This window comes from Bradyrhizobium sp. 142 (assembly GCF_023074015.1).
Taxonomy (GTDB): Bacteria; Pseudomonadota; Alphaproteobacteria; order Rhizobiales; family Xanthobacteraceae; genus Bradyrhizobium.
In genome coordinates, this window is the sequence record NZ_JADPKQ010000068.1 from 1 (window position 1) to 12,288 (window position 12,288).

Below are 12,288 nucleotides of genomic sequence, written 5' to 3' on the forward strand. Positions count from 1 at the left end.
GGCCACGAGCCGCATCGAAAACACTCCAGTTCCTTGTTGACTCGCAAAGGGCTCACCGCGCGCCACCGGACAGATGCGCGTCAAGCGCGGCCATCCGGGATCAGCCTGCCAGCGCGCTGCACCCAGCGACGCTAGATCACCCTTGTCGTTATTGGCTTGGCCTGCGCCGTTCTCGCTAAGGCTGGCCAGAGATCTGAGGGCGAGCTGCCCATGCTGCCTCATGGCTGATGTTCGGGCCAGATTGATGCATTTAAGCAGCTCCCGCGCGCCAGTGGCTCGCTGATGCAATAGAACACGTTGCACTGCGCCCTAGTCCGATAGCGCGACCAAGACGGGCCTCGATCTGGGCGCAAGAGCTGATCACGTGCTGGCGCTTGCGCGTCATCCGCCAATTGCATTGAAAATAGCGAATACGTCATGACGCGCCTTTTCCTCAATCATCCTTGATAGCCGGCAGTTAGCTATGTGGATTTGGAGAATATTGGTAAAATCTATTGTTTTGATGCGAGGTATCCATGCTGCGGATGGGCCAAGAGGGATCCATCAACATTGAGTGGGTGAGCCGATCCTCTTGATTCAATTGATCAGGCGCATGTCGAAGAATGGCTCAGCATGCGACCGTCCATTCGGTGAAGGTCCTAGCCAGGCATCGAAGCCATCTCGGGAACGCGAATCATGACGCTTGAGCTGGATCAACTCAAGCGCTGCTTCCCGCGAGCAGAGTCGAGCCTACGCCGCTGACTAATGACGACAACTGGCCGGTCCTTTCGATGATCAAGTTACAGAGCTGAGGGGCACTCGCACATTGGCTCGACGCAGCGGACCGCTAAAGACGGGCAGAGAAGCCTGGTTCGGGATGCTCGAGAAAAAGAGAGCCTGCAGCATTTCGGCAGGTCCCCACCCAAGCCTGCGGGCCGCCAGGACAGATTAGATTGATCAACTAGCGAGGTGCTGTCGCTCCATTCCCATCAGCTTCATAGCTGCTCAGGAGCTCAATCGAAGCCCCCTCGGCTAACATCAACCCTGCACAGCCAAGTGTCCGGGCAAGCGATCGCTGGAGCGGGGCATGCATCAATGTATCTTGGGATGAGCGCTGCAGATACCGACTTCGTTAAAAGGATCCTGAGGGCGGCGCGGTTCTGGTCATGAACATTTTCATTGCAAAGTCGAGCGACCTGTATGCTCGATCGCGGACCGCCTGCGGCAAATCAGGAGTTGCGTCAATCGCAGCGCGCGCGTCGCTCAAAATCTTATCTTTTGCGGAAAGAAGCTTTGCATCTAACATTACATGAAGCGTCTTTCGAACTTCAGGTGAGATCGCGCTGTCGCCATCGATCAATTCTCGAAGTTTCCAAAACATGCGCTCGACTGCTACCATCGACCCGAGGACTGACATCAGTCTTGGTGACATCATTGGCCATCTCCTTCTCCAGCCAGAATCTGGCGACCATCCCAGCGAAATCAGACCTGTCCCCGTTTGACACCGGCGCGCGAGGCGACCCTGAACAGGCGAATGACTGGAATACATGTCCGCTGCTACGCCCCAGCGGGCGTGAGACGGACGTTCAAGATATGCTCAGGGGAACTCGCAAAGTGTGCGATTTGCGAGCAAGGCATTTATCTTTCCTGTGCTCCAGGCCGTAACCCGGTAGCGTGCGGTGGCTCACGTGCAAAACTGACATGGAGGGTGTGCGCCGCTTTCCATTTGCCACAATACATGCAGCGGCATCGGAGTTGGACTTCTGCCACGCGTCCGTGCTCTTCCGCTTTCTCACTCGGATCGCTCTGTTGACGAGAGCCGAATTGAGTGAGTGATCCCGGTCACGCAAAGGTGGTCATCCGATATCCCGGTGCTCGGGGCGCCCACCCGTTTGCTCGGGGCGCCCACCCGTTTTGTGATTGCGTGGGTGCATCGACATCGAGCCTCCCGATCTGGCGATGGCGTGTTGATCGTGCGCCACATCGACCTCGATCGATCTCTTGATTCTCCATCGGCCGTCTGGTCGAGCTCAGAAAAGCTAGCAACTTAATCGCGCAGATCATTTCCATGTGCTGGATTCCCTATCTCGGATTGGTCATTTCGTCTGTCTTACTGTCCTCGCCACTGCACGGCTATGCTGTGCAAACCGTGCATTTCACCCACCAGCGGCCACCGCGCTTCTCCGCGCGCAACTTGCCGCGGCGGATCCGAGAGAGCACGCCTTCGGGGCTTATGTGGTTCATCGCTGCGAATCGCTGAACAGTGAGGTAGTCCTCATGCAGAGGTGGAGGGGTGCTAATTCCGTGCGCAGCCAGCAGAATGCGCAGCGAAGCCAACTCCGCCAGAACGATCTCGAGCTTACGCGCGATCTCCTCCGTCTGGTCGGAGCGCTGCCGGGACTGCGTCACGACAGGCCCGCCCGTGCGATAAGCCACATCTTGGATTCGTGTGGAATGCGATCGACGAACTGGAGCGCCAAAGCGGGATGAGCGTGAGCCAACTCACCTGTCCAAGCAAACCACTGCTGGGGCAATGTCAACGCAGGCAAAATGGGAGACAGGGCATTTATTGCCGTTGAGACTACTGTTTGGTAATGTAGTCGAAAAGGCTTCATGCGCGTAAGAGCCATTTGAACCATAAGAGCGGCCTGACAAATGCATCCGGCTGCGGTGCTCATAGGCCTCGGTGTTGCCATTTATTGCCTGGTCAAGGACGAACTTATTGGAATCGCTGTTGGCTCACCGTCAGTGCTCTGCCGCTATGAGCTCGGAGTGAATCGCAGTTGCTGTGTTGAGGCAGGCATCCAGTGACAGAGATCCAAAGGCGAGCTGGCAAAGGAGATAGTTGGCGCCTGCCTCTTCCACATGATCGAGAAGAGTTTGGCGCACTGAAGCGCGCGTTCCGACAACGCACAGTTCACTCTCAATTGCGGCATCCAAGGTTAGGGGCAGGTTGGATGGAGGCGGGATGTCATTGAGCTCGTACAGGAACTTAAAGCTCTTGAGCCATGTTTCGTAGGCTGGCGCGGCGAGGGAGCGGGCGGCTGCTTCAGAGCTGGCAATTACGACCATGCGGAGTAGTGCGAGAAATGGTGCTGAACCGTTGGCGTCATGCTTGGCGTTTTGATGAGCGCGATAGCGATCTGTTACCTTGCGAACGGCAGAAGAGGGCCCCATGCACGCCAGATTAGCGCCATTCGCCGCCGCCCAATGCGCGGACTCTGGCCGGTTTGTAGCAATCCATGTCGGGGGACAAGGACGCTGGTGAGGTGAAAGCGTCAAAGGAACGTCGCTCAGCGCAAAATGTTGCCCTTCGTACGAGAGCGGGCCGCCATTCATCGCGTTAACGAAGATTTGGGAAGCTTCCTCGTAACGGCTTGAGGCAACATCGGCTCCAACCCCAAAATAACTCAGTTCGATCGGTAGGGAGCCGCGACCAAGACCGACCTCGACCCTGCCGCTGCTCAGGTGATCCAACATGCAGATCTCCTCGAATGCCCGCAACGGGTGGTAGAGGTTGAGCAGCATGACCAATGGACCAACGCGAAGTCGCCGTGTGCGTTGTATGACGCTTGACAGAAACAAGTTCGGCGATGGACCGCGTCCATGCGGGGTGCAATGATGCTCCGCCAGATGATAGGCATAGAAACCGAGCCGGTCGTAGGCCTCCGCCAGCGCGAGGCGGTCCGCGTATTGCCGGGCGATATCGGGGCCGTCCTCGTCAAGATGATCAAAGATGCCGCAGGTCAGGTTTGAGGGAAGAACGTTTCTCACTCAGTTATCTCCTATAGAGAGGACCGGAGTCCGCCGGGTTTTGGGGTGCAAGAGGCGCTCGCTGGCTCTGCGGTGCATATGCTGCGAAGCCGTTCTCAACAGCTCGTAATGCGCCGACCGGACAAAAACTGACTCCGGCTGCGTCGCGGAGCTGCATCATGTGTGGGTCCGGATCGATTACGAACGGGGATCTGTGACCTGAGTGGAAGGGGTCACTAGCCACGGCATCCCACTTTCTTAAGAATGCTGCCGACAGCCGCAAGAAACGCATCCATCTGGCGCTTTGTACCGATGCTAACCCGAATGCACTCTTGCAGGCCGGCATCCGGAAAGAAGGCAACAAGGACGCTCTGGTCTTGCAACGCCGCCTGCCACCATCTGCCACCCTGGCCTACCGGCACACGGGCGAGGAGGAAGTTCGCGTGGGAAGGCGTTACGGAGAACCCAAATTCCGAGAGGGCGGCCGCTACGCGCTGACGCTCAAGCCTGACGTGGCGATGGTTCTCCTCGTAGGCGTCGCGATGCGCAAGGACGCTCATGCCCACGGCATGAGCGACCACATTCATGTTGAAAACATTCTGGATGTTGCGAAGCCGCCCAATCAGCTCGGGATGGCCGAAACCGAAGCCGACGCGAATGCCAGCGGCGGAATAACTCTTGGAAAACGTGCGCAGGACCAGAAGATTCGAATGGCGCTCAACGAGGCGTAGGCCGTCCTCAGGTGCGAAATCGACATAAGCTTCGTCCAATACGATCAATCGGTCAGATCGTATAACGAGGCGCTCGATCTCAGCGAGCGGAACAAAGCTTCCGGTCGGATTGTTCGGATTGGCCAGCAGAATGAACTTGGCATGTTTAGCGCGACCGAAAAGCAGCTCGTCCATCGGCAAGCAGTCGGGTTCAGACCAGGGAATTTCAATGAACCGGGCCCCTTGCAGCATGGCAAGCTTGCGATTGAATGAGAAGCCGGGCGACATCATTGCGATGCCGTCGCCCGGGGCAAGAAAGGCTCTGTAAATGAGACTGAGGAGTTCAGACGATCCATTGCCAGCCATCACGCGATCAGTGGCAATCCCATAGGCCGCTGCGGCCGCTTGTCTCAAGCTGATATTGTCGTCTTCTGGATAGCGGTATTGCACCTCAAGAGCTGCAATTGCGCTTCGCATCACGATGGCTGGCAGAGGAAATGGGTTCTCATTCGTGTTCAGTTTCACGCAAGTATTGTCCGGGGTGGGTCGCCCGGACGGCAGAGCATCCAATTCGCGAGCCACCGGCGAGAGCGAGGAAAGCATAGTTTGCAGTTTTGCATCCAATTTGATGTTCTCCCTTTTGTCGACGAGAGCAGTTGACGGCCTTCATCGAGCCTACGTGATGCGCGCTGTGTTCGGAGCCGGGAAGCGCAAGGCGTGCATGAATGTGAGGGGTGGGGTGCCATAGGCGGGCTCAGATCTAAGCGCCGCACCGGATCAGAGCCCGTCTCTCAAAGTCCGGCAGCGATCAGCACGGATCAGGCGGCGCACGGCGTTATCCCAGCGAATACCTGTTTCACAAGGGGAGGGAACGCCACGTCCACTCGGCCGAACAGCGCTGCTAACGCTTGGCTTGAGCTCGCGTAATCCGCAGACAGACCGCGCACGACTGACATCTTGCCACCCGCTACGTTCCTTCTAAAGAGGTCCTGGCAGCTCACTCCCGAGAGCGAGGTGCGCATCAGTTTCACTAGCTGGAAGAAGCCACCGATGTTCGTCGGCCTTACGAATGTGGAAGTGATGCTCACTCGAGTGGCACCAGGCGAATGGGAACGTACTCTTCGGGCGGCCGTTCGGGCGTGCACGACAGCTGTGATAGCATTGCCGCGAGGGCGAGAAATGCTGCGACTGCGGCGACTGCGACGCACGTGAGCAGCGCGTAATCGCTATGTCGAGGATGGTTCATCATTCGAACGCTCCATGCGGTGTTGGTGCGGGCGGTCAGGTCTGCGCGACCGCTTCGACGGTATTGTCGCGCCAGCGGTAAACGATGAACCCAGGAGCGGCATTGTCTCCCTTGGAGTCGAATCGAACCGTGGCAATGGCCGTTTCGATTGAGCCCGAGGTAGGGCCGCAGCGACCCGCGTGGCATCGAAGGCGCCCGTCCGTTTGACGGAGCCTGCCCATGCTTGAGCTGCGGCATAAGCGTACAGCGTGCAACCTGCGGCAGATAGGCTCGAACCCTTGAGCTTGGCGACAGCGGCTGACCCTGCAGCATTCGTCGTCGAGTCCGGCATAAAGGTAAAGAGCGTGCCGTTTGCGCAGTCGCCGGCAATGGCCAAAGACGATCATCCACCGACTTGTTCTCGCCCAGCGCTCTCACCGGGAATTTCCGAAAGTGATGCCGATCATTGGAGTCTCCGTCGGCCTAGCCGGCGCTCTGTCGGTCGCCCCGCCGCTGCGTCGATGCTTTTAGAAGGTACAATGTGACGCTACGTGCGAATCAAGTACTTCGAAGGGTGCTCGTCGAGGTTGATTGCCAAAATCCACAGAGCGAAGAACCCCAAAGAGTGCCGACAACGCAGATTCGCAGGCGAATTGCTACGGGCCAACGATCCTCAGTCAGACAAGGATCAGCATCACTTCATTGGGTTTAGAGACATTCCAGTAACCCGAGTCGCGGGCAACCGGTGCGTCAACTCTTTCCCAGCTGGTCCTCCAGCGCGGCGAGGGCGAGATCCAGGTATCGCATGAGACTCGCATCCCAGCCGGCGAGATTGTGTGGTTCGGTCAATCGCGTCAGCACCTTAAGTATCATCGAGACAGTTGAGTCAACTCCTGCGATTTCGGTCAGCAGCGAACGGGCCTGACGCGCGACCGCATTTGCCCGCTCACTGCATGGAGGCTCGCCCCGATCCATGCAGCTTCGTAGCTCGTCCCGAATCTTCCGCCACCGATCTTCGCGGCTAGCGTTAGAGGCGCACGTGCAGATGGCCGAGGGGGTACGCTCCTCAATCCGCGACATTGCATCTAACGTGGCCGGCAGCTCGTCGACACTGAATTCTGTCTCACCTTGCGTCGTCATATTGCGCAATCGATCCCGTAATAATGTCGCCCGCGCGACTTGAACTTCAATTCGCTCCAGATGGTTGCGCAATAGGTCCGTGAGAGATGTCCGCCCCTCGATGGCTTTGCGGATCTCAGGAAGCGAGAAGCCGAGCTCACGTAGCGCGCGAATCTGAGAGACGCGTTGTAGGCTTTCACGATCGTACATGCGGTGACCGCCATCGGTACGTTCCGAGACCGTCAACAATCCGGTATGTTCGTAGTGATGCAGAGTGCGTACCGTTACGCCGGTCGCCTCTGCAAGTTCTCCAATGCGCCATCGGCGCCGTCGTGGTGTGGCGTTTGTCATGGTCCTCAATTTGCAAGCCTACAACCTGACGTCACGTGAGAATCAAGTTATTTCAATGATCTAGATGATGGTCTCTTGCTGCGAACCCCCGGGAGGATTGAGCGCATGCTGTTGATCAAGCGGCCGAGACAAGTGCAAGCATCAAGTTCGCCAGCGACGCCAATTCGTCCCTCGCTGCGCGTTGCATCACAAGTCTGGCGATCGCCACGCGATTCTCGCTGGTTCGCATGCATGTCGGTAAAGACGCGATTGCTCGATCAAAAAGGTTTCCCAAGCTCGCGAGATCCTCCGGATCGTAGACTCCGCTCGGCTTATCCAAGAGTAAGCTCCTTTGATTGTCGCACCGGCGCCGCACGTGACGAAGCCGTTTGGCTGTGGTGGGGCAAAAAGGAGACGGAGCGGCGACGTGCGCGAAAGAATGTGACAGGACGTTCGTGTGGTGCCGTTGTGCAACACGGCGTTTGCTTCCCTTTTGTCCAACACTGCCCTAACCGAAACTGTGCAATTTCTGCTGGATGCTGCCGCAGCAGTGGGCCATCTGCTGTCTGATCGCCACGCGAAGCGAAAGCAGATACATGCAGCCCCGCTTGCTCTTGAGACACAGCTTCACGAACGGCAGCCCAGACACAGTACTGATCTGATCAGATGGGCCTCTTTCGGTCGAATCCTTGCTGTGATGTCTATCGTCGAGCCGGCGTTGATTGGTCAATCATCGCAGATTAGTCGTACCACCACATCGTGGCGCGGCCGCCAGCTCGGCGCCTAACAGCATTTTCGACACGCTGCTAGTCCTGTTGAGATGGCTTTGCGGGCGCGAAGGCGTTGTTCGCGCATGGCAACATCGGGTTTTGGAATGCCACAAGATGATGGCTGCTCTTCAACGGCGCAAGTCCGCGACGCAAAGCGTCGGTAGAATGAGAGAAGGCGGGCCGCAAAACCATTCCCGGCATGTATCTCAACGCAAGCGCACCTCGCGCGGCTGGCGAAACGTTACTCGCGATTGAGGACCGAGCCTCGAAGGATCGCTCCGTATCCGTTGGACCTGGAGGCGCTCAAAACGGGTCAACAGGCCCCGGGCGCCGCGCGGCCGCGCCGGGAAAACAACGACGTGCCATAGCTCCTACAGCAATAACTCGCATATCCAGACGTGAGCCGGATCAGTGTTGGGCAGCACAGTCCAGCTGTCGCGGGTAATGGCTTGCTCGTCCAGAAGCTCACTCACTTTCATCCTCGAACAGTATCGCTTTGGTGTGCGAGCGCTGGACATAGATGCTTTGGGTAAGATAGGCAAATCATGTTACCGCACCGAAGTAGCTCTTCGGGGACAGCGGTGAGGGGCCGCAACTCGGGGCTAACGGCGGCGGCATCCCGCGCGCCACGCGCCACGACACTTTCGAAAATAACACGACTGTCGCGAGATCCGAAAGGATGACCCTGCACCCATGATCCGATGTGGCTGGATTGACCATGTCGCCCGAAACGATCAAAAGCTGTAGGTGGAGCAGGGCTTGGCGAAATGGGAGCGGCGAGCCCTTCCGTGCGCCGGACATTGGCACAGTTGCCGTCCTCTCATCATAAACATTCATTCCCCAAGCACGCGCGCAGCGGGACAATGCCGCGAGCTCACGGCGGGTGGATCCAGGTTGATTCTGCGGCCAGCGAGTTTGCGGTTGCGCTCCGTCATGCGGGATCGAGTATAAGAGTAAGACAAGCGCCGTTGAGATGACGTGTCCCAACCTCCATGCCAACCTTGCGCAGACCTCTCACTTGCAGGTTCCGCTCTCCCGAGTTACGCCAGCTCGCGTTGCGCTTTCCGGACGCGACTGTGGACAGCGTTGGCGTTCGGCAGAACAAGTTGGTTCGACGCGAACGAGCCGACATCGACCCTGTGGGGCGGCCCGCCAAGAGGCGTCTAGCTACTGGCGTGCTTCGGCATTACTGCTGCGATCGCCGGGACAGTAGACGGCAAGGAGAATGCCCACCGGCAGGCGAAGAGCGGTGCGGGTGCGCTACCAGTGTCCACGTTTGCAGCCTCGATCGCAGGTTTTGGTCTACAACCTGACGCGGTGTACGATTCAAGGGATTTTAGTGCCGAGGCCGGATCTCGTTCACGTGACTGGCCGGATCATTTCGCGAGCTCTGAGCTCAGCTCATGTAGAACAGTGCGATGCAGCCCGTCGGATCAGCGGAAAGTCATTGCGGAGCGCCGCCGAACGAGCTGTATGACGCGCAAGATCGTCACGCCAGCGCGAAATCAATAGCGCCGCCGATCCGATCAAACTACGCTCAAGCGCGCCAATCCGAACACCAGCGAGGACCGGTGCTTCGAGCCTGGCGTAGATCTGGTTAACGAAGAGTAGGTCGCAAACGGCCGAACAATCCTAGAACGGGCCGTGACATTGGTTGGTCTCGGACGGAGAGACCATCATGGATGCCTCTTGCAAGAACATGTTGCGCATCCAAATGCTTGCAGGATCAGTATTATGAATGGCCGGCCATTGGACGGCCTCGGTGAATGTGAGAAGTCGCAGCGGAGGTTCGATGACCCGCAGGGGCATCGTGTTTGCGAAATGGCTGACCAGTCTTGAGGGCATGCTCGCTATACGGTTGGTGCCTAATATCATCGGCGGAATCATACCAAAACCCTGCACAGCGACCACGGTGCGTATCTTGAAACCATGCTCGAGCAAGAGCCATTCGTGGAAGGAGGGCCTCAGGGAGCGCCCGAACTGGGCTTCCACGTGCCCGATCGACATGTACTTCTCGAACGTAAGTCGCGGCGCCAGCTGCTTGTTCATGGGGCAGCCCACGCAAACGAAAGTGTCCTCGAACAGTGCCGCCTTGGGATGCGCACTCGACATGAACATCTCCGGATACATGAGAAAATCGACTTCACCGCGCCGGAGAAGTTCATCGGGTTCCTCTACGGGCGGCAGCAACTCGAAATTGATTGTCGGAGCTTCCCGCGCGACGCGGTCCACGATTCTTCGAAGAAACACCACAGTCATGAAGTCGGACAGGATGATCCTGAATCGCCGATTCGATTGAGACGGAGTGAAGCCGTCCGGAGAAATGATGGAGAGCTGAATGTGAGCGAGAGCCTCGCGAATCGGGACTGCGAGCGCTTGAGCCCGCGGCGTTGGGACAAGCTTCCGGCCCCTCATCGTGAATAGCTCATCGCGAAAGTAAGTGCGAAGCCGCGCGACGGCAGCACTCATGGCAGGTTGACTGAGGTTGATGCTTCTTGCCGCCGCAGTGAGATTGCCTTGCGTCACCAGGGCGTCGAACGCGACGAGGAGATTCAGATCGAGGCCCTTGAAACGCATAATCTTGAGTGATCCACCGTATGAATGTGTTCTATCGATACAATCGATTTTACCATTTGTACCGAATGAGGATAGCAAAGGATAGTTTAGCGAGATGTCAGATCTATCAGAATGGTTACAAATCGTAGCGCCTCTCAGCCCAGCGCCAGGGATCGATCAAGACATCTGGACCGTGCGGTCGCAGTTTCGCGCGTGTTGCGCAAGTCATATCTCGGCGAGCTAGCACGATGGGGATCCGCAAATGTGCGTGGGCGTATAGGACGAACAAACCATCGTATGGCTTCGCCAACCCATTCTATACCGGCCGTGTACCGCCGTAGAATTGAGCGAACGCTCAACCTGGCCGTAGATTTCGCTGCAGTTGGACCCCTTCGGTTGCGGGTGCCAAATGTGTTTTGGTCGCATCCGATTGCGTCCTTGCTGCGGAGAAATCGTGCGGAACATGCAAGCGAAGGCGTCCTTGGCGAATCTGATGCGAGTTGCGCACACGCTCGACGTCGTATCCATTGTGAATGCAGATCGGTCAGTGCGTGAAGCTCTGACAGATATGGTGTTTTCCGCGGGTTACGTACCCGAACCCTTCGAGAGCGCAGACGAGTTCTTGAAATCGGGCCGCCGTTTGATCACGTCGTGCTTGATCGCGGACATGCAGTCGAGCGTGATGAGTGGCTTTGAGCTTTTCCACCATCTGGCTGCATCCGGAGGCGCGATTCCCACCATTCTGCTCACAGACAACTCCGAAGACGATATGAGGCGAGTTCTGCAAGCTGGACTCCAGTTCTTGAGCAAGCCTTTCCAGCGTAGCGAACTGCTGGCCTGCGTCAGGAGTCAGATAATGAATAGGAATTACTCTCTATGAAAATGATCGCGCCCGGATCCACACGAGGTGTTTCGGCGCGCCCTCCAGTTCGTTGGAGGCTGTGCTGGGAGAATGAGCTTCAACTTGCTGACCATATTGAATTGTCCGACTTCTTCCGGAAGACCTATGGTCCGACCGGGGCATTCAATGCAAAGCCCTTTGAAGGTCATCGAAGCTGGGCCGGCGCAAGGCCTGAGATTCGGGCAATCGGCTACGATGATCGTGGCGTCGCGATTCACATCGGCGCACTGCGCCGCTTCATAAAAGTTGGTGAGGTCGATCTGCTTGTGGCTGAACTCGGATTGTACGGGGTACGCCCGGATCTCGAGGGGCTCGGCATCAGCCACTCCATCCGCGTGATGTATCCGGTATTGCGAGATCTTGGCGTGCCGTTCGGCTTTGGCACGGTCCGATCCGCCCTGCAGAAACATATTACCAGGCTGCTCGGGCGACAGGGATTGGCGACTGTTTTGCCAGGGCTCCGTGTCCGGTCCACTCGTCCGGATATCTATCTCGCTGTGCCTCCGACCCGCGTGGAGGACGTGATCGTCCTCGTCCTGCCGATTGCGAGGCCAATGAGCGAATGGCCGGCCGGTGAGATGATTGAACGAAACGGGCCAGAACTGTGACGTCCGCAGACGACGAAGCTAAAGCGCGGAGCGACTACGCCGACCCCGGCGGAGAGCACTGCGTCTATCTGACATTTGATGATGGGCCCAACCCGCATTGCACGCCGGCTATCCTGGATGTGCTGGCGCAGCATCGGGCCCCCGCCACCTTCTGCGTGATCGGTGCATATGCAGCGGGTCAGCCGGAGCTGATCCAGCGCATCATCGCAGAAGGGCACGAAATCGCAAACCACACAATGACGCACCCGGATTTATCCAAATGCATGCCGGATGAGGTGGAATACGAGATCGTCACGACGAACAAGGTCATCGGAATGGCCTGCCCCCGAGCCTCTGT

General features: G+C 57.7%; 8 protein-coding genes. 3 read left to right on the forward strand and 5 right to left on the reverse strand.

Annotation, left to right across the window (positions count from 1 at the left end; translation table 11 throughout):
- Positions 1–1,111: 1,111 nt before the first annotated feature.
- The 5 genes from IVA82_RS07315 to IVA82_RS07335 all read right to left on the reverse strand — a co-directional run bounded on the left by IVA82_RS07315 (position 1,112) and on the right by IVA82_RS07335 (position 10,463).
- Positions 1,112–1,414 (reverse strand): hypothetical protein, encoded by a 303-nt coding sequence (locus IVA82_RS07315; protein WP_247383721.1) that lies wholly within the window; start codon positions 1,412–1,414, stop codon positions 1,112–1,114.
- Positions 1,415–2,724: 1,310 nt separating this feature from the next.
- Complete coding sequence (locus tag IVA82_RS07320) at positions 2,725–3,753, reverse strand: LLM class flavin-dependent oxidoreductase (protein WP_247383719.1); 1,029 nt, start codon at positions 3,751–3,753, stop codon at positions 2,725–2,727.
- A gap of 215 nt (positions 3,754–3,968) precedes the next feature.
- Positions 3,969–5,045: a histidinol-phosphate transaminase gene (gene hisC / locus IVA82_RS07325; protein ID WP_247493229.1), complete on the reverse strand. Its 1,077-nt coding sequence runs from the start codon at positions 5,043–5,045 to the stop codon at positions 3,969–3,971.
- A 1,372-nt stretch (positions 5,046–6,417) separates the two neighbouring features.
- The gene (locus IVA82_RS07330; RefSeq protein ID WP_247493224.1) at positions 6,418–7,137 is read right to left on the reverse strand and encodes a MerR family transcriptional regulator; all 720 of its coding nucleotides are present in this window, start codon (positions 7,135–7,137) and stop codon (positions 6,418–6,420) included.
- A 2,381-nt stretch (positions 7,138–9,518) separates the two neighbouring features.
- The gene (locus IVA82_RS07335) at positions 9,519–10,463 is read right to left on the reverse strand and encodes a LysR family transcriptional regulator (RefSeq protein WP_247493225.1); all 945 of its coding nucleotides are present in this window, start codon (positions 10,461–10,463) and stop codon (positions 9,519–9,521) included.
- Positions 10,464–10,905: 442 nt separating this feature from the next.
- Here IVA82_RS07335 and IVA82_RS07340 point away from each other — a divergent pair, with 442 nt between their 5' ends.
- From IVA82_RS07340 to IVA82_RS07350, 3 genes are all read left to right on the forward strand, one after another.
- A complete protein-coding gene (locus IVA82_RS07340; RefSeq protein ID WP_247493226.1) occupies positions 10,906–11,322 on the forward strand; it encodes a response regulator in 417 nt (138 codons plus the stop codon).
- On the forward strand, positions 11,319–11,951 hold the full coding sequence (locus IVA82_RS07345) for a NodA family N-acyltransferase (RefSeq protein ID WP_247493227.1): 633 nt from the start codon (positions 11,319–11,321) through the stop codon (positions 11,949–11,951). The genes IVA82_RS07340 and IVA82_RS07345 overlap by 4 nt, the downstream gene beginning before the upstream one ends.
- Positions 11,948–12,288 (forward strand): polysaccharide deacetylase family protein (locus tag IVA82_RS07350; RefSeq protein WP_247493228.1); only part of this gene is annotated, 341 nt, incomplete at its 3' end. The genes IVA82_RS07345 and IVA82_RS07350, both read left to right, overlap by 4 nt.

Bases quoted from the DNA above. Each gene is read 5' to 3' on its own strand.
- IVA82_RS07315 (WP_247383721.1), bottom strand. From the start codon at position 1,414: ATGATGTCACCAAGACTGATGTCAGTCCTCGGGTCGATGGTAGCAGTC.
- hisC (WP_247493229.1), bottom strand. From the start codon at position 5,045: ATGCTTTCCTCGCTCTCGCCGGTGGCTCGCGAATTGGATGCTCTGCCG.
- IVA82_RS07330 (WP_247493224.1), bottom strand. From the start codon at position 7,137: ATGACAAACGCCACACCACGACGGCGCCGATGGCGCATTGGAGAACTT.
- IVA82_RS07335 (WP_247493225.1), bottom strand. From the start codon at position 10,463: ATGCGTTTCAAGGGCCTCGATCTGAATCTCCTCGTCGCGTTCGACGCC.
- IVA82_RS07340 (WP_247493226.1), top strand. From the start codon at position 10,906: ATGCAAGCGAAGGCGTCCTTGGCGAATCTGATGCGAGTTGCGCACACG.
- IVA82_RS07345 (WP_247493227.1), top strand. From the start codon at position 11,319: ATGAAAATGATCGCGCCCGGATCCACACGAGGTGTTTCGGCGCGCCCT.